Here is a 21,467-nt window from a genome sequence, read left to right as displayed (position 1 = left end):
GGGCGTCCACCCGGGGAGCTCCTCAATCCGCTACCGAAGGTACCGTTATTAAGCAACGGTGAACCGACAAGCTGAACGCCAGGCATGCCAGCTCCCACTCCATCTCAGCCGTCCAACCCTGCCCCTCATCTCAGCCATCCACCCGTTCCAAGGAAATCCATGCCCGTCACAGCTTCACCCAACGTGCCGCCCGCCGAACTGCACAAGGTCATCAACAGCTGGTTCCAGGAAAATGCCCGGGACCTGCCGTGGCGCCGCAGCTGTTCGGCGTGGGGAATTCTGGTCAGTGAGATCATGCTGCAGCAAACGCCGGTGGTCCGGGTACAACCGGTGTGGGAGCAATGGCTGGCGCGTTGGCCCGCCCCTGCTGACTTCGCTGCCGCCCCAGCCGCCGAGGTACTGCGTGCCTGGGGCAAGCTCGGCTATCCTCGGCGGGCCTTGCGCCTACACGCTGCCGCCGCGGAAATTGTTGAAAAGCACCGCGGTACCGTCCCGGACAACTATCCGGAACTTCTGGCACTTCCCGGCGTGGGGACGTACACGGCCGCCGCGGTTGCCGCCTTTGCTTTTGGCCGGCGCACCACCGTGGTGGACACCAATATTCGCCGCGTCCATGCCCGGCTGGTCATCGGCCAAGCCCTTCCAGCCCCGGCCCTCACGGCGGCCGAAACCACCTTGGCAACGGATTTACTGCCAGAGGATGACGCCGAGTCGGTCCTGTGGAACGCCGCGGTGATGGAACTGGGCGCCGTCATCTGCACCGCCCGCAGCCCTAAGTGCGGGCAATGCCCGGTCCTGGAGCAGTGCGCGTGGATTGCAGCCGGCCAGCCGGAACCCACCTACATCCCTAAGGGCCAGCCCTGGGCTGGCACGGACAGGCAGGTGCGCGGCGCAGTCATGGCAGTGCTGCGGGCGGCCAGTTCACCAATCCACGCCGACCTCTTGTGGGACGCGGAGGCCGCAAAACGTCACGCCGAGGTTGCTCCGGAGCTGGGCAAACTCCACAAGTTGAACACCCACGCACCCCAGCTGGAGCGCGCCCTCGCTGGCCTGGTGGTAGACGGCCTCGCCCAACTCACAGATGCCGGCTACCACCTGCCAAACTGACGGCGAAGGACCAAAAGCGACGGACCAAAGCGAAGGCTCGGGAAAGCGCACGAGCCGAGGCGCACGGGAGTGGCAGAGGACAGTTCCCGGAGCAGGGATGGATTTTCCCCGCACGGTCCGAGGAACGAGGAACGGGCGAGGAAATCTTACTGCCCGCGAGGGAACTGTCCCCTGCCGGATGCCGGATACCGGAGGCGTCAGAGCTCGCCGAAGCCGGCCTCCACTTGGCTCCGCACCAGGTCCACGGCGCGCTGCGCGTCGGGCCCCGTGGCACAAACATTCAGCTCGGTGCCCTGCGCGGCGCCGAGGGTCATCAACATCATGACCGACTGCCCATCCACGCCGTTGACCTCAATCTCCACATCCATGGCCCCGAGCTGACCGGCCAGAGCAGCGGCCGGGCGGGCGTGCAGACCCATGGGGTTGATCAGGGTGAGCAGCGCCGTCACGGCCCCGTCGTCCTGCGACTCGGCTTTCTGAGGCCCGCCGTCCTGTGCTGCGCCGTCCTGAGATTCGTTTCCTTGATGTTCGACGCCGTGCACCTCACCTACCGCTGTGGCCCGCACCGGGGCAAGTGCCGTCTCGGCGGCCTTGCACACACCATCGGCGGAGGCGCCCGACTGTGCTGACACTGCTGCGGCAATGGCACCCTCCACCAGGGGTGCATCGGCCAGCAGTACTGTTTCCGGGCTGCCCAGGAATTCAAGGGCAGACTCGGCCGTCATGACAGCCGAGCCAAGATCGGTCAGCACCACGGCACCCGCACCGGTATCTGCCAGCCCCATCGCGGTCATGACCTTTTCCAGCGAGGTCCCAATGCCGCCGTCGTCCATCCCTCCGGCGGCAACCAGGACCACGTCTGGGGCCATCTGGGCTGCCAGTTCAACCACGCCAGCCGCCAGCTTTTCGCTGTGCGAGACGATGACTAGCCCCACGCTCATGCTTCATCCTCAGCGGCGTGGACGGCGGCACGTAAAATGAGCGCCGACGAGGCGGCGCCGGGATCGCGATGCCCAATGGCCCGCTCCCCCAAATAGCTCGCCCTGCCCTTGCGCGCGATGAGCGGATCGGTGGAGATCGCCCCAGCCTCGGCGGCCGTTGCGGCAGCCTCCAGTGCGGCTGCCGGGTCCGCGCCAGCTGCTGCTGCAGCAGCCGCCGCCTCGACAGCGGGCGTCCACGCGTCAATCATGGTTTTCTCCCCCACCTCGGCCTTGCCGCGGGCAACAACACCGTCGCGCGCCGCTGCCAGTGCCGCCGCGAGCGTGCTGACATCCAACTCAGTGGCATCGCCAACAGCCGTTGCGGCACGCAAAAACGCCGTGCCATACAGTGGCCCCGCAGCCCCTCCCACCTTCGACATCAAGGTCATGGCCGCCAGTTTGAAGGCGGCACCAGGAGTGGCGGGTGGCTCGGCGTCGAGCTTTTCAAGGATGGCACTGAAGCCGCGGTCCATGTTCTCACCGTGATCGCCGTCGCCAATGGCTCGGTCCAGTTCGATCAGGGCCATTCGGTTTTCCGCGATAACCGCGGCGGAGAGTCGCAGCCAGCGTTGCGCCCAGGCAGCATCAAGTGTGTGGCTCATTTACATCCCCCATCGCAGCGCCGGAGTGTTCACCGGAGCGTCCCATAATTCGGTCATTTCATCATCTAGGCGAAGCACCGAGATGGAGCAACCCTGCATCTCCAGCGCCGTGATGTAGTTACCCACCAACGAACGCTCCACCACCAGTCCCGCTGCTTCGAGCACTTTGGCTGCGTGCCTGTAGACAATGTAGAGCTCGCTGGTGGGGGTGCCGCCCATGCCATTGACGAACAAGAGCACCTTTTCGCCAGCGTTGGGCTTGAGGTCAGCGAGGATCGGTTCCAGCAGGTGGTCCGTGATGGAATCGGCGTTTTCCATGGGGATGCGGCGCCGCCCGGGCTCGCCGTGAATGCCAATGCCAATCTCAATCTCGTTCTCGGCAAGGTCAAAACTGGGAACCCCGGCGTGCGGGACGGTGCAGGCGGACAGGGCCACGCCCATGCTGCGCACGTTGTCGTTGACGCGCTGCCCAATGGCTGTGACGGCGTCGAGGTTGTCCCCCCGCTCGGCAGCAGCGCCGGCGATCTTCTCCACCAGGACGGTTCCTGCGACGCCGCGGCGCCCTGCCGTGTACAGCGAATCCTCCACGGCGACGTCGTCGTTCACCAGAATGGTTCGGACACTGACGCCTTCAGCTTCTGCCATCTCGGCTGCCGTCTCAAAGTTCAGGACGTCACCGGTGTAATTCTTCACAATGTGCACCACGCCGGCACCCGCGTTTGCCGCGATGGTGGCCGGAATAATCGCGTCCGGTGTGGGCGAGGTGAACATGGCACCTGGCACCGCCGCATCGAGCATGCCGAAGCCAACGTAGCCTGCATGCAGCGGCTCATGCCCGCTGCCACCGCCGGATACCAGGCCTACTTTTCCTTCTCGGGGCGCATCCTTGCGCGTGACGAACAATGGATCAGGGTGGACGGTTACATGATCGGCATGCGCCTGACCGAACCCTTCCACCGATTCATTGACTACTGTCTTGGGATCATTGATGAGCTTTTTCATGATAGAAACTCTCCGAATCACAGTGATTGGTGGCGGGCCGGCCTCACTGCCGCCCACTGTGAACACTACCCGGGGAAAACGGCAGATGGTAGGGACGTCCGGGGCGATTCGTGGCCCGTTCAGCCCTCGGGCTGACAGGGGCCAGGGCCGGTTTGCATCAGAGTTGGCAGATCATCCTGGTGTTCCCCAACGTGTTGGGTTTTACACGTGCCAGATCCAGGAATTCTGCGATGCCTTCATCGGCGGAACGCAGCAGCTCCGAGTAGACTTCCGGGTCCACGGGGCTCTGATCGGCCATGACGGTGAACCCGTTGCGGGTAAAGAAGTCCACCTCAAAGGTCAGGCAGAAGACACGGTTGACGCCCAAGGTCCTGCCATTGGCCAACAGCTTCTCGACGATGGCGCGGCCTACTCCCTTGCCTCGCCAGGAATCTGCGGTGGCCAGTGTCCGGATCTCGGCCAAGTCTTCCCACATGACATGGAGTGCACCACAACCAACAATCTCGCCGTCCACCTCAGCCATCCAAAACTCCTGGATGGTTTCAAAGTACGTCACAGACTCTTTTGAGATCAAAATTCGGCGCTCGGCCAAAGGCGCTACGAGACTTTTGATCGCCAGGACATCTGAGGTGCGGGCGGGCCGGAGGACAATGACGGGGGCAGTAGATTCAGAACTCACCTTTTTAGTCTATGACTCCCGACCGGCGCCGGGTGACGCGACGCTTGCGGACGAGCCCCTGACCGTCGAGGTAGCCGGTTAACGCCGAGAATCGTGTTCCCTCTCCGTATTCTCGACGTTTACCGGCTACCTCGACGCGGAGGGCGAGTAGGCGAAGGGAAATCGGGTGAGACGGGTGAGGAAACACAAAACGGCACCCTCCCCGTGTGGGGAGGGTGCCGCCGTCGTGCTTTAGTGCGAAGGAACCTTAGGCTGAAGCCGTGATGGCTTCGGGGATGTTCGGCTTGGCCGTGCCCACAAACGTGAACTTGGCGTCGTCGCCCTCGCCTTCAACACCAACGGTGACAATGTCGCCGTCCTTGAGCTCACCGAACAGGATCTTCTCAGAGAGGTGATCCTCGATCTCGCGCTGGATGGTGCGGCGCAGCGGCCGGGCACCCATGGCGGGATCGTAGCCCTTGGTGGCGAGCAGGATCTTGGCTGCAGGCGTGAGCTCGATGCCCATGCCCTTATCAGCCAAGCGGCCTTCCAAGCGAGCAACCATCAGGTCGACGATCTCGATGATCTCGTCCTGGGTGAGCTGCGGGAACACCACAACGTCATCCACACGGTTCAAGAACTCGGGGCGGAAGTGCTGCTTGAGCTCTTGGGTGACCCGTGCCTTCATCCGGTTGTAACCGGTCTGAGTGTCGGGACCGGACTGGAAACCCGTGGCAATCGCCTTGGAGATGTCGCGCGTTCCCAGGTTCGTGGTCATGATGATGATGGTGTTCTTGAAGTCCACCACGCGGCCCTGGCTGTCGGTCAGACGACCGTCTTCCAAAATCTGCAGCAGTGAGTTGAACAGATCGGCGTGAGCCTTCTCGACCTCATCGAAAAGCACCACGGAGAACGGACGACGGCGGACCTTCTCGGTCAGCTGCCCACCCTCTTCGTAGCCCACGTATCCGGGAGGTGCACCGAAGAGACGCGAAACAGTGTGCTTCTCGGAGTACTCGGACATGTCCAAGGTGATGAGGGCGTCTTCGTCACCGAAGAGGAACTCGGCCAGTGCCTTGGCCAGCTCGGTCTTACCAACACCTGTGGGCCCGGCAAAGATGAACGAGCCACCGGGACGCTTGGGATCCTTCAGACCCGAACGGGTCCGGCGGATGGCCTGCGAGATGGACTTGATGGCCTCATTCTGACCAACCACACGCTTATGCAGCTCGTCTTCCATCTTCAGCAGACGCGTGGACTCGGCCTCGGTCAGCTTGAAGACCGGGATACCGGTGGAGTTCGCCAGAACTTCTGCAATGAGTTCCTCGTCAACCTCGGAGATCTCATCGAGGCCTCCGGACTTCCACAGGCGTTCCTTGTCGGCACGGGCGGTGATGAGCTTCTGCTCGTCATCGCGCAACGACGCGGCACCCTCAAAGTCCTGGGCGTCAATGGCGTCTTCCTTGCGCTTCTTGACGGCAGCAATTTCACCATCCATGGCCTTGAGCTCCGGCGGAGCAGTCATGCGACGGATGCGCAAACGCGCACCAGCCTCATCGATCAAGTCAATGGCCTTATCCGGCAGGAACCTGTCACTGATGTAACGGTCAGCCAAGGTGGCAGCCGCCGTCAGGGCGCCGTCGGTGATTGAGACACGGTGATGTGCCTCGTAGCGATCGCGCAGGCCCTTGAGGATCTCAATGGTCAGCGGAACCGTGGGTTCGGGCACCTGGATAGGCTGGAAACGGCGCTCAAGAGCGGCGTCCTTCTCAATGTGCTTGCGGTACTCATCCAGTGTGGTGGCACCGATGGTCTGCAGTTCTCCACGAGCCAGCATGGGCTTGAGGATCGAGGCAGCATCAATGGCACCCTCAGCGGCACCGGCACCCACAAGGGTGTGGATCTCGTCGATGAAGAGGATGATGTCGCCACGGGTGCGAATCTCCTTCAGGACCTTCTTCAGGCGCTCTTCGAAGTCACCGCGGTAGCGTGAACCAGCCACGAGCGAGCCGAGGTCAAGGGTGTAAAGCTGCTTGTCCTTGATGGTCTCGGGCACGTCACCGCGCACAATGGCCTGAGCCAGACCTTCAACAACGGCAGTCTTACCAACACCGGGCTCACCAATCAGCACGGGGTTGTTCTTGGTGCGGCGAGAGAGGATTTGCATGACGCGTTCCATCTCATGCTCGCGCCCAATGACTGGGTCTAGCTTGTTTTCCCGGGCAGCCTGCGTCAGATTCCGGCCAAACTGGTCCAGAACAACTGAGCCGGCAGGCTGGCCCTCAGGCTGCTGGCCACCGCCACTGGCGGCAGGTTCCTTGCCCTGGTAGCCGGACAACAGCTGGTTGACCTGCTGGCGCACACGGCCCAGATCAGCACCAAGCTTCACCAGTACCTGCGCGGCAACGCCTTCACCTTCACGGATCAGGCCGAGCAGAATATGCTCGGTGCCAATGTAGTTATGGCCGAGCTGCAGGGCCTCACGCAGCGAAAGTTCCAGAACCTTCTTGGCGCGCGGGGTGAACGGGATGTGCCCGCTGGGTGCCTGCTGACCCTGACCAATGATTTCCTGAACCTGTTCACGGACACCGTCCAGCGAAATGTTCAGGGACTCCAAGGCCTTGGCGGCAACACCCTCACCCTCATGGATGAGGCCGAGCAGAATGTGCTCGGTGCCAATGTAATTGTGGTTGAGCATGCGGGCCTCTTCTTGGGCCAGCACAACAACACGTCGGGCTCGATCAGTAAATCGCTCAAACATTTCGCCACACTCCTTTTACTGCGTACTTTGATGCTACGCAGTACCCGGGCCCTATGGGGGCATGTTCGCCACAGGGGAAATAGCAAATTGATCCATGCGCGGCCATTGTGCCTTTTAAAGTACGACGGCGGCACCACCTCGGGTGAGGTGAAGCCGCCGTCGCGCTGCCCTGATCTAGGGCGAAAACTCTGCTGCTAGTTACCCTGAGCGGCGTAGTAAGCGTCGCGGATCTCAGCCTGGATGCGTCCTCGCTCGTGCACTGTGTAGCCATTGTCACGGGCCCAGGCGCGGATCGCGGCTACGTCACTGCCAGCCTTAGGAGCGGCTGCGGGACCGCGGCCACGTACTGCCCGGCCACCAACGCGGCGTCCGGCAGAAATGTACGTTGCCAGTGCTGCGCGCAATGCTTGCGCATTATCGGCGGAGAGGTCAATTTCGTAATTGATACCGTCCAGCCCAAACGTGACATTCTCGTCGGCTGCGCTCTGGTCAATATCGTCCACAAGTGTGATGTGAATTTTCTGTGCCATGGGGAGTTGTCGCCTCACATAGTTTCAATGAATACTTCTCAACAAATTATGGTGTGAAAATTCATTCACGTCAAAGTTTAATTATTGACGCTTAAACTAAGCGCCGGTTTCATCCTTGATATCCGCTTCATGTTCGGCCCGTGCCAGCGCGTCTCGCTCTAATCGGTCAGCGTTGAATATCGCCTTCATGGCGAAGTAAAAAAGCGCACCGACACCCAATGACGGAAGGATAACTGCAACGTATTCCATATTCTTTGTTACTCCTACTCTGGCTTCATCAAGGGGAAGAGAATGGCTTCACGAATTCCCACGCCGGTGAAGAGCATTACCAAACGGTCCACACCAAGTCCCAGGCCACCCATGGGCGGGGCGCCGTATTCCAAGGCCCGAAGGAAGTCTTCATCCAGCGCCATGGCTTCAGGATCTCCGGCTGCTGCTGCCAGCGACTGCCGGGTGAGGCGTTCGCGCTGGATGACCGGGTCAACCAGCTCGGAGAAGGCTGTGCCAGTCTCCGTGCCGCCAATAATCAAATCCCACGCCTCGATGAGATTGGGCTTATCCCGGTGCTGACGGGCCAAAGGCTGCGCCGACGGCGGGTAATCACAAACAAAGGTGGGCTGAATTAGCGTGGGCTCCACAATTTCGCCAAAGAGTTCGGTGACCAGCTTCTCGGCATCCCAGGCCGAATCAATCTTTATGGCCCGCTCCTGCGCAATGGCACGCAATTCATCAGCCGTGGTCTCCGGGGTAATTTCCTTGCCAACAGCAGTGGAAAGGCCTTCGTAGACGGGCAGCCAGGGCCATTCGCCGTCAAGGTTAATTTGACCGTGATCGGTTTCAATGACGCGGGACCCGACGGCGTCTGCGGCGGCAAGAATAATGCGCTGCATGGTTTTTGCCATGGTGAATTGGTCGCCATAAGCCTCATAGGCTTCCAACATGGTGAATTCCGGGCTGTGGGTGGAATCGACGCCTTCGTTGCGGAAGATTCGGCCTACTTCAAATACCTTGTCCATGCCGCCAACCACTGCACGCTTCAAGAAAAGCTCAATGGCGATACGCAATGTCATGGGCTGATCAAAAGCGTTCAGGTGCGTGCGGAACGGGCGGGCTGCAGCACCACCGTGGACCAGCTGCAGAATGGGGGTTTCAAGCTCAATGTATTCTTCGCCGTGAAGCGTATCGCGGATGGCTTTAACAATCGCGGAGCGCTTCCTGACCTGTTCGCGAGCAGTGTCACGGACAATCAAGTCAACGTAACGCTGGCGGACGCGCATTTCCTCGGAGAGTTCTGCGTGCAAGACGGGCAACGGGCGCAACGCTTTGGAGGCCATGGCCCATTCGGCAGCCATGATGGACAGCTCACCGGTGCGGGAGCTGATGATCTCGCCCTTGATGAAGACGTGGTCACCTAGGTCAACCAGTGACTTCCAGTTGGCCAGCGCTTCCTCGCCCACATTGGCGAAGGACAGCATAATCTGCAGGCGCACACCTGATCCGGATTGCAGTGTGGCAAAGCACAGCTTTCCCTTGTTGCGTACGTACACAACACGGCCCGTAATGCCGGCAATCTCACCGGTTGCGGTATCCGCCTCCAGTTCGGGGTATTTGGCCCGAATTTCTTCGAGAGTGTGGGTGCGTGCCACCCCAACCGGGTAGGCCTGCTCGCCTCGTTCAAGCAATTTGGCTCGCTTGTCCAACCGGACGAGCATTTGCTCAGAGACGTCACTGGGTTCAGGGGAAAGGGTATTTTCTGGGCTCACGATTCACAAGTTTAGTTGGTGAATCTGGGTGTACGCTCCGTGGCACCTTTAAGCCTCCTGCCGAGTCGCCCACACACGGGCTCTGCGCCGGGAAGCAACGCCCCCCCTTTAGCAGTGGCTGCCAGGCCAGAGAGTTACCCTAGGCCGTTGACCCTAGACAGCTAGCCCTAGGCCGTTGCCACTGTGGAGCCGCGAACCACCAGAGTCGCTTCAAGGACCACTGGCGTTGCCGCCACATCTTCTCCGCCAATTACTTGCAGTAGCGCCTTTCCTGCCAGACGCCCCATTTCCATGGCCGGCAAGTGCACCGTGGTGAGCCCCGGGCTGGACGTCTGTGAATACGGCAGGTCATCAAAACCTGTGACGGCAAGGCTATGCGGCACGGCCAGGCCTACAACGCGGGCTTCTTGCAGGACACCGTATGCCTGAGTATCCGTGGCACAGACAATGGCCGTCACCCCAGCGGCTGACCACTGTGGCCACGCTTCGGCAAACATCAGCGCCGCCGCTCCCACATCGATGGTTGTTTGCGCCACAGCCACCACCTCGCAGCCCAAGGCGCCGGCTTCCGCGCAGAAGGCTGCACGGCGGAGCCGAAACGTTTCCGTCCCGGTGGAGCTATCAAGGTAGGCAACGTTGCGGTGCCCCTGCCCCGCTAAATGCTGGGCCAGTAAACGGGCCCCGCATGCCACGTCGAAGTTCACAGATGGCAAGTCTTCGCTAATGCCGGCCGTATCCAACAACACCATGGGTTCCGTTGCTTGGAGTTCTGCCAGAAACCGTGCACTGGGCGCATCAATGAGCAGTCCGGCGGGGCGCAGGGCCAGCAGCCGCCGCACGTCTTCGGGATCCGGCGTTTGTCCAGCATCAGTCACGGATAGCAGGAGGGCATACTTCTGGCCGATAACTTCCCTCAGGCCCGCAATGACCTTGGCATAAAACGGGTTTGACACGTCCGGAGCAACCAAAATCACAATATTGCTGTGCCCCTTGGCCAGGGAGCTGCCCAGTCCATCAACCACATAACCGAGCTCCCGCACCGCCTGCTCAACCTTGGCAATGTTCTCTTCGGATACCCGGCCGGCGGTCTTGCCATTGGTCACTAGGGATACCGTTGCCGCCGAAACGCCTGCCCTGGCGGCCACCGTGGCGGCCGTGACGCGGCGATTGCCGTTGTTGCGGGCGGTGGCTGATGATGGCGGCTGCATGGATCGATCGTACCGGCGCCGAGGAAGATCACCGCAACCACAACGGATCAAGCGCTTGACGAAAATCACGTTAAGCGCTTGACGTTGACATGGTGTGGTGCCACACTTGGTTACCGTGCCTCGCCGGGAAACTCCGGAGCCGCCCCAACGACGTGGAGAAGAAAAAAATATGGAACAGCACAACGCCCCCGCCACCGCGCCCCGCAAGATCATTCTTGACTGCGATCCCGGGCATGACGATGCGGTGGCCTTGCTCTTGGCCCACGGCAATCCCAACATCGAATTGCTTGCCGTGACCACAGTGGTGGGTAACCAGACACTTGAAAAGGTCACCCGCAACGCCCTCAGCGTTGGAACCATTGCCGGCATCACCGGCGTCCCCTTTGCCGCAGGCTGCGACCGCCCCTTGGTGCGCGAGATTGTCACCGCGCCGGACATCCATGGTGAAAGCGGCATGGATGGCCCGGAACAGCCCGAGTCCACGATCGAACTCGACCCCCGCCACGCCGTCGACCTCATCATTGAGCTCGTGATGTCCCATGAACCCGGCACCATCACCTTGGTGCCCACGGCCGGACTGACCAACATCGCCATGGCCGCCCGCAAGGAACCGCGCATTGTTGAACGCGTGAAGGAAGTCGTGCTCATGGGCGGCGGCTACCACGTGGGCAATTGGAGCCCCGTGGCCGAATTCAATATCAAGATCGATCCCGAAGCCGCGCACATTGTGTTCAACGCAGGTTGGGACGTTGTCATGGTGGGCCTCGACCTGACTCACCAGGCGCTGGCCACCGATGAGGTTGTTGCCGCCATTGAGGCCGTAGGCACCAAGCCGGCCAAGTTCGTCATGGAGCTCATGGACTTCTTCGCCAAGACGTACAAGGATGCCCAGGGCTTTGACTTCCCGCCGGTTCATGACCCGTGCGCAGTCGCCTATGTCATTGACCCCACCGTCATGACCACCCAGAAGGTTCCGGTAGACATTGAGCTCACCGGGACGCTGACCCTTGGCATGACCGTGGCCGATTTCCGCGCCCCCGCCCCCGCCGACTGCAAGACCTCCGTAGCCGTGACGCTGGATCATGCGAAGTTCTGGAACATGGTCACCGACGCACTCGTTCGCATTGGTGAGGTCGACGCGTGAGCACCTCCGCAACCTCGCAGTCCGGGCTGCTGCGCAAACCCGGCAACATCACCGCCTTGATGGTGGCGCTACTGACGGCCTGCGTGGCCTTCCAGCTCAACGCCTCCATGCTCAGCCCCGCGCTTGTCACGATGGGCGAGGAACTCAACGCCAGTCAGGCCTCCATTGGCCTGTCGCAGACCTGGTTCTTCACCGCTGCCGCTGTCTTCTCCCTGTTCCTGCCGCGCCTGAGCGACATCATTGGCCGCAAGAAGGTGCTCATCGGCATGATGGTCATGATGGGCCTCGGCTCCATCATTTCCGCCATGGCACCTGACATCACCTGGCTCTTTGTGGGACGCATCATCCAGGGAGTCAGCGGCCCCACGGTTCCGCTCTGCCTGATCATGCTTCACTCCGCTGTGAAGGATCCCAAGAAGTACGGCGCCCTCATGGGCCTGGTCACCGCCGTCAACGGAGGCATTGCCGGCATTGACTCCTTTGTGGGCGGCTACTTTGCCGAGCACTTTGGCTTCCGCAGCATCTTCTGGCTCATGGTGGTCATTGCCGCAATCGCCACTGTGCTGATCGTGTTCCTCGCCGGGGAATCCAAGCCCGGCGAGGGCACCAAGATGGACTGGCTGGGTGTGTTCTTTATTGTCATTGCCGTGGGCGCCCTGCTCACTGCCCTCAATGAAGCCACCAAGTTGGTGGGCGGCATCACCACTGTTCCGCTTGTTTCCTCCTTGGCTTTGGCTCTGGTGGCCGTGCTCGCTTTCATGGCTTTCTGGCGCGTGGAAAAAGTCTCCTCACATCCCATGGTTGAGATTGTGCACCTGCGCCAGCGCTCCACCTGGGCTCCGTTACTGACCACCACCTTGACCATGACAGGCATTTTCGCCGTCATCAACGGCATAGTTCCCGCGTTTGTGCAGGCCACTGACCCCGGTTTTGGTATTGGCGCCACGCAGATGAGCTTGCTGATCCTGACGCCCTACGCGCTGCTGGGCTGGCTCTTTGGCCCCTTCACAGGTCGGCTGGCGCCTGTCATTGGCTACACCATGATGTTGCGGGTGGGGCTGCTGGGCAGTATGGCGGCACTGGCCGTCATCGGCTTCCTGGGGCTCCACAGCCTGGGCTGGATGATCGCCGGCACCGTGTTGTTGGGCATCATGTACGCCGGTACTGTGAACATCATGCTCAACGGCCTTGGTGTGGTCCTGTCTCCGGCTGGAAATCCTGGATTCCTGCCGGGCATGAACGCCGGCGCCTTCAACCTCGGTGCCGGACTCAGCTTCTTGGTCCTGCCGGCCATTCTGGTGGCCACGGCCCCGCTGGGCGGCCACGGCTCCTACTTGACTGTTGTAATCGTGGCTTTGGCTCTCACCGGCGCAGCTCTTGCGGCCTCGCTGTTGGTGCCCAAACCTATTGACGCGGAGGTTGCGCCATGAGTGCCAAAATTGTTGTTGCCGGCTCCCTCAATGCCGATCTGACCATCTACTCCGACAGGTTGCCCAACCCCGGCGAAACGCTGCACGGCAATGGTTTTTCGGTCAATCCGGGCGGCAAGAGCGCCAACCAGGCTGTTGCGGCGGCCCGGCTGGGCGGTCAGGTTACCCTCCTCGGCGCGGTGGGCGAGGATGCCAACGGCGAGATGCTGCTGGCTTCCGCTGCCAGTTCGGGTGTCAATACCGAACACGTCCGGCGCGTCACCGAGCCCACCGGCGTCGCCGTCATTTCTGTCGATGCCCAGGGCGAGAACACCATCATCATTTCAGCTGGTGCCAACGCCACGCTCCTGCCCACCCACATGGATCCGGCAGTGTTTGCCGGCGCCGCTGTTCTCTGCCTGTGTTTGGAGGTAGCCCCGGAGACTGTGCTGGCCGCTGCACAAACAGGGCACGACGCCGGAGCTACAGTCTTGTTGAACCTCTCCCCTTACGCTCCCATCGCCGAGGAGTTGGCGCAGCTGGTGGATGTGTTGCTGGTCAACGCCCACGAGGCCTCGGCATTCCTTGACGGTTTTGCCATGCCGGTCTCCGGTGCACCGGCGGACGCTTGGCACGGCGCCATTGCACGTTTCGCTGCGCGCGGCCTGAGCAAGGTGCTGGTGACGCTCGGTGCCGACGGTTCAGTGGTGCTGGATTCCACCAACATGGCCCACCCAGCCGTACTGATTGCCCCAACAAAGGTCCACGCCGTGGACACCACAGGCGCCGGCGACGCCTTCACAGGGGCCGTGGCGGCCCGCTTGGCTGCGGGCGATTCGCTCGTGGACGCTGCTCGGCAGGCGTCTGTGGCAGCCGCACTGGCCACCACTAAGCGCGGCACGCAGGCTGCTTACCCGCTTTTGGAGGATGTGACGGCGCTGCTTTCCGCCGCGCAATCCAGCTGAGGTAGCGGAGCAGCTTTGCTCCTGCACCCCGTTAGGCCAGAACCGTGCGCAGCTCTTGGAGCAGCGCACGGTTCTGGCTTGACCAAGCGCAGCTTCAACGTCATCTGTGGGAGAGCACGGGCACGCTACCTGTTGATAGCAGGCGTGGCTCAGCCCAGCGGGATGTTGTCGATGAGCCGCACCGGACCCACCTTGGCGGCCACCAGGACCAGCGCTTCCCCTGTGAACGGGGTGTCTTGACAATTTTCCGCACGAACCTGGAGCGTCAGCGGATCAACCACTTCCAGGTAGTCCAGTTCCACTCCCGGGGCACTGTCCACGAGTGCCTGAGCCGAGGCAATGTCGAGTGGTTCGTGGGCGTCGGCCCGGCTTTTCAGGAGTCGCAGGGCACGCGAGAGAACCAGTGCTGATTCCCGCTCTTGCGCTGACAGGAAACGGTTCCTGCTGGAGAGAGCCAACCCGTCCTCGTCGCGGACCGTGGGGACAGCCACAATGTCTACCGGGAAGTTCAGGTCAGCCACCATCTTGCGGACCAAAGTCAGCTGTTGAGCGTCCTTCTGGCCGAAATAGGCCCGGTAGGCAGGGCGAAAAACAACATCCCCGAGCAAATCTTCGGAGGCAGCAGCCTGGTACGCCAGCCCGCCGTCGGGCATGGCTGTGTGCAGCAACTTCGCCACCACGGTGAGGGCACCGTCAAAGTGCCCTGGGCGCGAGGCACCCTCATACAAGTTGCCCATCGCTCCCGCCGTGACCCGCACCATGGGTTCACCGTCCGGGTACATCTCCTGAACCCTCGGGGCAAACATGAAGTCCACCCCAGCCTCGCTGAGCAAGGCCAGATCCTCATCCGTGGTGCGGGGGTAGCGTGCCAGATCCGAGGCGTCACCGAACTGCAGCGGGTTGACGAACACGCTGGCCACCACCACCGAGTTTTCCGCTACAGCAGTGCGTGCCAAGGTTGCATGGCCGTGGTGCAAGGCGCCCATGGTGGGCACCAAGCCCAGGGTGCCGGGCTGGCGGCCTGCATCCTGACTGTCCTGGCCATGCTGCGCTGCTCGCAGGCGTAACAGGGCCCCTGACTTTTCCCGTAGTTCGGCAATCGTCGTCACCAGTAGGGTGCTCATGTTCTTCACTCTCTTCACTGCTAAAAAATGTATTCTGTGCGAAATTTGTTCTGCGCGCCAAGCCCGTCTACGTGACGGGAGCGCCAGGGCTGGGATCGCCGTCGTCGTTGAGCAAAGCCGCTTGAATACCAAGATACGCCTCCGCGGAAAGCATCCGCCGCTTGGCAGCCCGAGCTGCGGTGCTGGCAGACATGGCCAAGTAGGCGTCCAGCACATCCGAGGAGGAGGTGTCCAGTGTGTACTCTCGCAGGGCGGCGGCATGAGCTGCCACAGTGCCGGCATCACCGCGCGCCACCGGACCAGTCAGGGCAGACTCCCCCGACATCAGCGCATTGTCCAGGGCAGCACGCAACAGCGGCCCCAGCATCTGGCTGGTGGATTCCACGCCAATGTCAGTCAGAATCTGCGCTGCCTGAGCCACCAGGGTGACCATATGGTTCGCCGAATGCGCCAGTGAGGCGTGGTACAGAACACGGTCGGCCTCGGCAATGACCACCGGCTCAGCACCCATTTCAACCACCAACGCCTGGGCGATGGGCAACATGGCCGGATCCGCCGTGACGCCAAAGCAGCAGTCGGACAAGCGGGCCAGGTCCAGACTCATACCGGTGAACGTCATGGCCGGATGCAGTGCCAAAGGAATGCCGCCAGCTGCCTTGACCGGGGCTAGAACCCCCGTGCCGAATCGTCCCGAGGTGTGCGCCACCAGCTGACCGGCCTGCCAAGCACCCATAGCACCAAGGCCGCTCACGAGATCGGCCAGGGCATCATCGGGGACGGCCAACAGGACCAGTTCCGAACGCTCCACAATGTCCGCCACGTCAAGGATCGGAACACCTGGCAGCAACAGTTCTGCCCTGTCCAGGGAGGCCTCGGACACCGCAGAAACGCCCACCACGGCATGCCCAGCCCCGCGCAACGCAGCACCCAGGACGGCACCAACCTTGCCCGCCCCAATGATTCCAATGCCAAGGCGGCCCGGCTTAATCGCCATGATGTGGTTCCTCCGGAAGTGTTTGTTTCGCTTGCAGCCATTTTTCGCTGCGCTGGATGCGGCGTGCCGTTGCGGCGCGGGCTGATTGCTCATCGAAGAGTTCTAGCCCGTTGGCCGTTGATAGATGATGCACCCCTGGACGGATTGGGCCCACGGTGGAATGCAGTTCAAAGTTCACAAGACCCAAGCGGGCCATGAGCGGTCCCTGACGCAATCCCAACGATTGGGTGCGTTCGTGCGGCACCACCTGCAAACTGCGGAAGAACCGGCCGCGGCGGCACAGCAGCGCTGTTGCCGTTGCCCGGAAGGCGTTGTGACGCCAGGAGATGGGGTCAACCCAACGCGCCGCCCGTGGCGAGTGGACAAATCCTTCATCGGCACCCACCCCGCGCAGGCCGGCCGCGAACACGTCAAAGGGCCGTTCCACCCCTGGGTCCGGGAACACCAGGCCCAAAACGGCCATCACTTCAGCCTCCGTGCCCACGGGCAGGACAACACTGCGGGAACTGCCCGAGCTGTCATCGCCATAGCCAGCCACGTTGACCTGCACGCGATACCAGCCGAAGGGCCGCCACACTGGCCCCTGCGAAATACTCACAGCTTGGACGCGACCCGGTGGAATGGTCTGAGACCGGGTTTCCAACAGACCGTAATGCAGCCGGACGCCGTCGGGCGATGAGGCGACGCGGAAGTTCAGATCGTTCGTGATCGTCTTCCAGTAGGAAGCAAAGACACCGATGAACAGCGGAAAAAAGCCGAGGAAAATGGCGAACTCGCCAGTTCGCGTCACGGCCACAACTGCTCCTGCAATGAAAACCACAGCCACTACTGTGGTGCTGCTAAAAAATGCGGCACCAATGATTCGCCGAGGTGGCAGAGCCAGCAGCTGAGTTTCCGGCGCCTCTTGCACGTTCATGGGCTGATCCGGATCCATGGTTACGCCTGCGGCACGCGCCAGAATCGCCGCACGCAGCCGCTTGGCCTCCGCGAGCTTGAGGAAGGAGAGCTTGATGGCCGATTTCCCACCGTCTGCCACGTCAAACTTCAGCTCGGCGAGCCCGAAGGCGCGAGCCAGGAGCGGCTGGATCACGTCAATGGCCTGCACCCGGTCAATGCGGGCACGGCGCTGCTGGCGGAAAATGATACCCGAGTTGATGTGCACATTCTCATCGGTGACCTGATAGCGCGTAAAACGCCAGGACAAGAAAAATGCCACACCGAAAATGACGACGGCGGAGCCCACCACGATCAGAATGAACAGCACCGGTGTCCCGCCGGTCACGGCTTCGCCGTCCTGCCAGCCACCAGAGAAGAGCGAGTCTAGGGAGTTTCTGCCAAAGATGAAGATGACGGCGGCCACGGCGATCCAGCCCCGAACCAAGGGTGATACCGGGTGGACGCGGTGCCAGGTATCGGCGCTATCTGTGGTGAAACCCTCCGGCGCAGCGGGCGCCGGAACGGAAGGTGCAGCGGGAGCCGGGGCAGTCTCAGCGTGCTCCGGTAGGGCAGCCTCAGCCGCACTTGCTGCCTGCTGCGCTCCGGGATCCTGCGGTAATCGCTCGCTCACAAGCCGGCCAATTTTGCCTCACCGCGGGCGGTGAGCTGTTCACGCAGGCGGGCTGCCTCCGCTGCGGGGAGGCCATTGAGCAGCGCGTTGGTCCCCGGGGAAGCTGTGTGCAGGTGGATGGTACTCAGGCCCAGCATCCGCTCAATCGGGCCCATGGTGACGTCCACGTATTGCATGCGGCCGTAGGGCACCACCATGACCCTGTGGAACAGAATGCCACCACGGATCAGCAAGTCTTCGTCCCGTTCGGCGTAGCCAATGGCGCGCACCTGCCGTGGAATCAGAAGCATCTCCCACCCGACAATCACCACCACAACGGCCGGGGCAGCCCATGCCAGCCAGGCCGGGTAGCCGGCCCACACCCCGATTAAATGCAGGATCAAGGGCACCATGGTGATGGCCAAGAAGATGAACGCACCAATTCCGGCAGAGATGAACCGGGCGGTGATGAGTTTCTTCGAGACGGGCAGAAAATTCACTCCGACAGGATCAATGAGGCTGCTGTGTGACTTAGGCAAATTCTTCCTCCCCGCGCCCATCACGCTTGGGCCGGCTGTTGGATGTGCCGGGATCGTTGTCCTCCGGCGGTACCTTGCAAAAACGTTCAACAATGACACCAATGGCCACCATCACCAAGCCGCCGGCCATATGCGCAACCATGACCCAGAAGATGGAAAGATCGCTGCGCATGGACACCGTGGGAATCTGGTTAATGAGAATTCCGGCATGCCAACCGAAAAGCACTGCACCGGCATAGGCGCAGGCTTGGGCCAGAACCACCGTGCGGGCAGCTAGGAGCGGATCAAAGGCCTTGTCACGGTTGCCATCGCGCCAGCGCCGCACCCGCAGACCCAGAACCAGACACACCACAGCTATCAAGGCCATGGTGATGAGGGAGCTCAGCGGCAGCACCGGCAGGGCCAAACTGGCCCGGGAGGTGAGCAAGGTGGCCACCCATCCGACGGCCGCAAGGACAATGCCCACGGCTGCTAACCACGCGGGCCTGATGGTCCGCATTGTGCTTCTCATTGTTGCCTCATCGCTTCCTTGGAGGACTACTCATTCAACCGTACTGGTTTTCTAGCCGTTTGGAATTGTGGGCACACAAGTTCCGAAGATCCTGCTACGGAACTACTGCTGGCGGCACGTCCAGGACGTGGACAATACCTGCCATGTCCGGGGCCTGCGCAGCCAAGGCCGCCACAGATTCCCCTGCCAGGGTAGCGTTGGGATCCATCAACGACCACGGGTACAGCACAAAGGCACGCACTGCGGCACGCGGGTGCGGCAGCGTCAAGACTGGATCGTCGCTGCGCTCATCCCCATAGCTGACGATGTCGACGTCCAAAGTACGGGCACCCCAGCGCACCTCGCGCGTGCGATGGTGAGCCAATTCGACCGCTTGGCAATGGGCCAACAGTTCACGGGGGCTCAACGTGGTGTCCACGGCAATGACCATGTTCAAGAAATCCGGCTGACCCTCCGGCCCGCCAACAGCCTTGGTGGTCACCACGGGGGAAACGTTTTGGAGGCGTACCTCCGGGCGGTCAACGAGATCGGCGACGGCGCTGGCCAGTGTGCCTTCCCGTTCACCCAAGTTACTGCCCAGTGCCAGAATGGCCCGAGTTAGTGCGCTGGGGACAGTCATGACGTACCTGCGGCGGCGGAGGTTACGGCTGATCCGGCGCTTGCCGGCTCGGCTGCGCAGACATCTGCGGATTCGCGCTCTCGGTACACCGTGATGCTCACATCGCCAAAGGGAACTTGGATGGGCGCCTTTGGCTTATGGATGGTGACTTCGACGGCCTGCACCACAGGGAAATCCGCCAAGATCTTCTCGGCCAGGCGAACACTGAGCGTCTCAATCAGATCGAAGGACGGTCCCGTCACCATGGCCACGATTGCTTCGGCCACCGCACCGTAGTCCGCTGTCTTGCTCAGATCATCAGTCACGGCTGCTGCGCCTACATCCAGGTGCAGCACGACGTCGGTGATAAACGGCTGACCATCGCGCTTCTCATGGTCAAAAACACCGTGATACCCAATGGCTGTAACTCTGGTCAGGCGGATGGTGTCAAGCTGCGTCACTGGGCAGCCTGGCGCTCGGCAAGACGCTCTTCACGGTTCTTCTTGCCTTGCACAAGGCGTGCGGCGACCTTTGCAGCGTCAAGGCTGGCATCGACGTCGTGCACGCGAACACCCCAAATACCCTGAGCAGCGGCAATGGCAGTGGTGGCGGAGGTGGCGTCGTCGCGTTCCTTGGGGGCAGCAGCCTTACCGGCGCTGGTCAGCAGGGAGCCGAGGAAGCGCTTACGTGAGGTGCCCACCAGGATCTTGTTGCCCATTGCGGCCACCCGGTCCAGGTTTGCCAGCAGTTCCCAGTTCTGTTCGGCGTTCTTGGAGAAGCCAATTCCCGGATCCAGGATCAGGTTTTCTTCCAAGACGCCCGCTGCGTAGAACTTCTCGCGAACCGCTGCCAGTTCGGCAACTACTTCATCAACCACGTCCGTGTACTCGGTCAGTGAGTCCATGGAGCGTGAATCGCCACGACTGTGCATCAGCACGTACGGGGCTTGGCGTTCAGCTATCAAGGCGATCATATCCGGGTGCACATTGGCACCGGAAACATCGTTGATCAGCCCGGCCCCGGCATCCAATGCCAGCGCGGCTGTGGAGGCGTGGCGGGTATCAACGCTAACCAGCGCTCCGGCCTTGGCCAGAGTGGAAATGACTGGCAGAATGCGGGCCTGCTCTTCGGCTTCGTCAACATAAGCGGCACCCGGGCGGGTGGATTCACCGCCGACGTCGATGATGTCGGCGCCGCCGTAGAACATGCGCAGGCCGTGGGCAATGGCAGTCTCGGTGGAATCGTACTCGCCACCGTCACTGAAGGAATCCGGGGTGCAGTTCAAGATCCCCATGACCACCGTGCGGTCTTTGGGCAGTTTGGCAAAAGTGGCAATCGACTTGCGGGCTCGCAGAACGGGCAAGGGAGAAGTGGCCGGGCCCGTTCCGGGCGCGGCTGCGAGGGAATCCATGGTGTTTAGTTACCTTCCGAGAATCAGGCTCATGGCTTCAGCCCGGGTTGCGGGTTCGTGAAGCAGACCGCGGACAGCGCTGGTGACTGTCTTGGCCCCTGGTTTACGCACGCCACGCATGGACATGCACATGTGTTCACACTCCACGACGACGATGGCGCCGCGGGGTTTGAGATGTTCAATCAAAGCATCAGCAATCTGGGTGGTGAGGCGTTCTTGCACCTGCGGACGCTTGGCGAAAATATCCACCAGGCGCGCCAGCTTGCTCAGCCCCGTCACCCTTCCGTCCGACGACGGGATGTAGCCTACGTGGGCGCTGCCGTGGAACGGCACCAGATGGTGTTCGCAGGTCGAGTAGAACGGAATGTCCTTGACCAGCACCATCTCTTCGTGGGCAATGTCGAAGGTGGTACCCAGAACATCCGCGGGGTCCTGATGTAGGCCGGCAAAAACTTCACCGTAGGCCTTGGCCACACGCTTAGGCGTGTCCAGCAGGCCGCTGCGTTCCGGATCCTCTCCTATTGCGAGGAGGATCTCCCGGACGGCCGCTTCAATGCGCGGCAGGTCTACCTTTTGTTCGTCGTCGTATTCAGTCACGGATGTGATCCTACCGGT

At 61.7% G+C, this 21,467-nt stretch carries 22 protein-coding genes; 4 read left to right on the top strand and 18 right to left on the bottom strand.

The genetic code is table 11. The features are described 5' to 3' along the window. The first annotated feature begins 159 nt into the window (after window positions 1-159). A complete protein-coding gene (locus CXQ93_RS07665; RefSeq protein WP_258068728.1) occupies window positions 160-1,107 on the top strand; it encodes an A/G-specific adenine glycosylase in 948 nt (315 codons plus the stop codon). A 197-nt stretch (window positions 1,108-1,304) separates the two neighbouring features. Here CXQ93_RS07665 and dhaM read toward each other — a convergent pair whose 3' ends face one another. From dhaM to CXQ93_RS07625, 9 genes are all read right to left on the bottom strand, one after another. After that, window positions 1,305-2,048 (bottom strand): dihydroxyacetone kinase phosphoryl donor subunit DhaM, encoded by a 744-nt coding sequence (dhaM, locus tag CXQ93_RS07660; RefSeq protein WP_104109872.1) that lies wholly within the window; start codon window positions 2,046-2,048, stop codon window positions 1,305-1,307. Then, window positions 2,045-2,689 (bottom strand): dihydroxyacetone kinase subunit DhaL, encoded by a 645-nt coding sequence (gene dhaL / locus CXQ93_RS07655; RefSeq protein WP_104109871.1) that lies wholly within the window; start codon window positions 2,687-2,689, stop codon window positions 2,045-2,047. The genes dhaM and dhaL overlap by 4 nt, the downstream gene beginning before the upstream one ends. Next, complete coding sequence (dhaK, locus tag CXQ93_RS07650; protein ID WP_104109870.1) at window positions 2,690-3,691, bottom strand: dihydroxyacetone kinase subunit DhaK; 1,002 nt, start codon at window positions 3,689-3,691, stop codon at window positions 2,690-2,692. Window positions 3,692-3,848: 157 nt separating this feature from the next. Next, entirely contained in the window at window positions 3,849-4,370 is a 522-nt protein-coding gene (locus CXQ93_RS07645) for an amino-acid N-acetyltransferase (RefSeq protein ID WP_258068726.1), read from the bottom strand. 247 nt (window positions 4,371-4,617) lie between these two features. Further along, window positions 4,618-7,110: an ATP-dependent Clp protease ATP-binding subunit gene (locus CXQ93_RS07640; protein ID WP_104109869.1), complete on the bottom strand. Its 2,493-nt coding sequence runs from the start codon at window positions 7,108-7,110 to the stop codon at window positions 4,618-4,620. Between the two features lie 194 nt (window positions 7,111-7,304). After that, on the bottom strand, window positions 7,305-7,640 hold the full coding sequence (locus tag CXQ93_RS07635) for an Lsr2 family protein (protein WP_104109868.1): 336 nt from the start codon (window positions 7,638-7,640) through the stop codon (window positions 7,305-7,307). Window positions 7,641-7,736: 96 nt separating this feature from the next. Then, complete coding sequence (locus CXQ93_RS20625) at window positions 7,737-7,889, bottom strand: hypothetical protein (RefSeq protein ID WP_181036088.1); 153 nt, start codon at window positions 7,887-7,889, stop codon at window positions 7,737-7,739. Between the two features lie 14 nt (window positions 7,890-7,903). Then, complete coding sequence (gene lysS / locus CXQ93_RS07630; protein WP_104109867.1) at window positions 7,904-9,352, bottom strand: lysine--tRNA ligase; 1,449 nt, start codon at window positions 9,350-9,352, stop codon at window positions 7,904-7,906. A 218-nt stretch (window positions 9,353-9,570) separates the two neighbouring features. Continuing rightward, the gene (locus tag CXQ93_RS07625) at window positions 9,571-10,611 is read right to left on the bottom strand and encodes a LacI family DNA-binding transcriptional regulator (protein ID WP_104109866.1); all 1,041 of its coding nucleotides are present in this window, start codon (window positions 10,609-10,611) and stop codon (window positions 9,571-9,573) included. Window positions 10,612-10,780: 169 nt separating this feature from the next. Here CXQ93_RS07625 and CXQ93_RS07620 point away from each other — a divergent pair, with 169 nt between their 5' ends. Genes CXQ93_RS07620 through CXQ93_RS07610 form a run of 3 tightly spaced genes read left to right on the top strand, consistent with a single transcriptional unit; the run spans window position 10,781 to window position 14,129 of the window. Further along, complete coding sequence (locus tag CXQ93_RS07620; RefSeq protein WP_104109865.1) at window positions 10,781-11,755, top strand: nucleoside hydrolase; 975 nt, start codon at window positions 10,781-10,783, stop codon at window positions 11,753-11,755. Window positions 11,756-11,814: 59 nt separating this feature from the next. After that, window positions 11,815-13,185, top strand: a complete 1,371-nt coding sequence (locus tag CXQ93_RS07615; RefSeq protein ID WP_104110281.1) for an MFS transporter — start codon at window positions 11,815-11,817, stop codon at window positions 13,183-13,185. After that, on the top strand, window positions 13,182-14,129 hold the full coding sequence (locus tag CXQ93_RS07610; protein ID WP_104109864.1) for a ribokinase: 948 nt from the start codon (window positions 13,182-13,184) through the stop codon (window positions 14,127-14,129). The genes CXQ93_RS07615 and CXQ93_RS07610 overlap by 4 nt, the downstream gene beginning before the upstream one ends. Window positions 14,130-14,278: 149 nt before the next feature. Here CXQ93_RS07610 and CXQ93_RS07605 read toward each other — a convergent pair whose 3' ends face one another. The 9 genes from CXQ93_RS07605 to folE all read right to left on the bottom strand — a co-directional run bounded on the left by CXQ93_RS07605 (window position 14,279) and on the right by folE (window position 21,449). Next, the gene (locus CXQ93_RS07605; protein WP_104110280.1) at window positions 14,279-15,253 is read right to left on the bottom strand and encodes a pantoate--beta-alanine ligase; all 975 of its coding nucleotides are present in this window, start codon (window positions 15,251-15,253) and stop codon (window positions 14,279-14,281) included. Between the two features lie 67 nt (window positions 15,254-15,320). Then, the gene (locus CXQ93_RS07600; RefSeq protein WP_104109863.1) at window positions 15,321-16,247 is read right to left on the bottom strand and encodes a Rossmann-like and DUF2520 domain-containing protein; all 927 of its coding nucleotides are present in this window, start codon (window positions 16,245-16,247) and stop codon (window positions 15,321-15,323) included. Further along, entirely contained in the window at window positions 16,237-17,814 is a 1,578-nt protein-coding gene (locus CXQ93_RS07595; RefSeq protein WP_104109862.1) for a PH domain-containing protein, read from the bottom strand. The genes CXQ93_RS07600 and CXQ93_RS07595 overlap by 11 nt, the downstream gene beginning before the upstream one ends. Further along, complete coding sequence (locus tag CXQ93_RS07590) at window positions 17,811-18,353, bottom strand: PH domain-containing protein (RefSeq protein WP_104109861.1); 543 nt, start codon at window positions 18,351-18,353, stop codon at window positions 17,811-17,813. Before CXQ93_RS07590 ends, CXQ93_RS07595 begins: the two co-directional genes overlap by 4 nt. Further along, window positions 18,325-18,843 (bottom strand): DUF3180 domain-containing protein, encoded by a 519-nt coding sequence (locus tag CXQ93_RS07585; protein WP_256939810.1) that lies wholly within the window; start codon window positions 18,841-18,843, stop codon window positions 18,325-18,327. The genes CXQ93_RS07590 and CXQ93_RS07585 overlap by 29 nt, the downstream gene beginning before the upstream one ends. Before the next feature lie 94 nt (window positions 18,844-18,937). Next, window positions 18,938-19,462: a 2-amino-4-hydroxy-6-hydroxymethyldihydropteridine diphosphokinase gene (gene folK, locus CXQ93_RS07580; protein ID WP_104109859.1), complete on the bottom strand. Its 525-nt coding sequence runs from the start codon at window positions 19,460-19,462 to the stop codon at window positions 18,938-18,940. Then, window positions 19,459-19,902: a dihydroneopterin aldolase gene (folB, locus tag CXQ93_RS07575; protein WP_104109858.1), complete on the bottom strand. Its 444-nt coding sequence runs from the start codon at window positions 19,900-19,902 to the stop codon at window positions 19,459-19,461. The genes folK and folB overlap by 4 nt, the downstream gene beginning before the upstream one ends. Beyond that, window positions 19,899-20,852 carry a dihydropteroate synthase gene (gene folP, locus CXQ93_RS07570; RefSeq protein WP_104109857.1) on the bottom strand — a complete coding sequence of 318 codons (954 nt, stop codon included), beginning with the start codon at window positions 20,850-20,852 and terminating at the stop codon, window positions 19,899-19,901. The genes folB and folP overlap by 4 nt, the downstream gene beginning before the upstream one ends. A gap of 9 nt (window positions 20,853-20,861) precedes the next feature. Further along, complete coding sequence (gene folE, locus CXQ93_RS07565; protein ID WP_237759957.1) at window positions 20,862-21,449, bottom strand: GTP cyclohydrolase I FolE; 588 nt, start codon at window positions 21,447-21,449, stop codon at window positions 20,862-20,864. Between the last annotated feature and the right edge of the window lie 18 nt (window positions 21,450-21,467).

The organism is Arthrobacter sp. N199823, assembly GCF_002929705.1.
Classification (GTDB): domain Bacteria; phylum Actinomycetota; class Actinomycetes; order Actinomycetales; family Micrococcaceae; genus Specibacter.
Note: the sequence above shows the minus strand (reverse complement) of the source record. Positions and strands in the feature narration are given on the sequence as shown.

What these genes read in the sequence shown, in the direction of transcription:
- CXQ93_RS07610 (WP_104109864.1), top strand. Translation starts at nt 13,182, where the DNA reads ATGAGTGCCAAAATTGTTGTTGCCGGCTCCCTCAATGCCGATCTGACC.
- CXQ93_RS07605 (WP_104110280.1), bottom strand. Translation starts at nt 15,253, where the DNA reads ATGAGCACCCTACTGGTGACGACGATTGCCGAACTACGGGAAAAGTCA.
- CXQ93_RS20625 (WP_181036088.1), bottom strand. Translation starts at nt 7,889, where the DNA reads ATGGAATACGTTGCAGTTATCCTTCCGTCATTGGGTGTCGGTGCGCTT.
- folP (WP_104109857.1), bottom strand. Translation starts at nt 20,852, where the DNA reads ATGGATTCCCTCGCAGCCGCGCCCGGAACGGGCCCGGCCACTTCTCCC.
- CXQ93_RS07585 (WP_256939810.1), bottom strand. Translation starts at nt 18,843, where the DNA reads ATGAGAAGCACAATGCGGACCATCAGGCCCGCGTGGTTAGCAGCCGTG.
- dhaK (WP_104109870.1), bottom strand. Translation starts at nt 3,691, where the DNA reads ATGAAAAAGCTCATCAATGATCCCAAGACAGTAGTCAATGAATCGGTG.
- CXQ93_RS07620 (WP_104109865.1), top strand. Translation starts at nt 10,781, where the DNA reads ATGGAACAGCACAACGCCCCCGCCACCGCGCCCCGCAAGATCATTCTT.
- CXQ93_RS07590 (WP_104109861.1), bottom strand. Translation starts at nt 18,353, where the DNA reads ATGGGCGCGGGGAGGAAGAATTTGCCTAAGTCACACAGCAGCCTCATT.
- lysS (WP_104109867.1), bottom strand. Translation starts at nt 9,352, where the DNA reads ATGCTCGTCCGGTTGGACAAGCGAGCCAAATTGCTTGAACGAGGCGAG.
- folK (WP_104109859.1), bottom strand. Translation starts at nt 19,462, where the DNA reads ATGACTGTCCCCAGCGCACTAACTCGGGCCATTCTGGCACTGGGCAGT.
- CXQ93_RS07615 (WP_104110281.1), top strand. Translation starts at nt 11,815, where the DNA reads ATGGTGGCGCTACTGACGGCCTGCGTGGCCTTCCAGCTCAACGCCTCC.
- CXQ93_RS07640 (WP_104109869.1), bottom strand. Translation starts at nt 7,110, where the DNA reads ATGTTTGAGCGATTTACTGATCGAGCCCGACGTGTTGTTGTGCTGGCC.
- CXQ93_RS07635 (WP_104109868.1), bottom strand. Translation starts at nt 7,640, where the DNA reads ATGGCACAGAAAATTCACATCACACTTGTGGACGATATTGACCAGAGC.
- dhaL (WP_104109871.1), bottom strand. Translation starts at nt 2,689, where the DNA reads ATGAGCCACACACTTGATGCTGCCTGGGCGCAACGCTGGCTGCGACTC.
- CXQ93_RS07625 (WP_104109866.1), bottom strand. Translation starts at nt 10,611, where the DNA reads ATGCAGCCGCCATCATCAGCCACCGCCCGCAACAACGGCAATCGCCGC.
- CXQ93_RS07665 (WP_258068728.1), top strand. Translation starts at nt 160, where the DNA reads ATGCCCGTCACAGCTTCACCCAACGTGCCGCCCGCCGAACTGCACAAG.
- CXQ93_RS07600 (WP_104109863.1), bottom strand. Translation starts at nt 16,247, where the DNA reads ATGGCGATTAAGCCGGGCCGCCTTGGCATTGGAATCATTGGGGCGGGC.
- dhaM (WP_104109872.1), bottom strand. Translation starts at nt 2,048, where the DNA reads ATGAGCGTGGGGCTAGTCATCGTCTCGCACAGCGAAAAGCTGGCGGCT.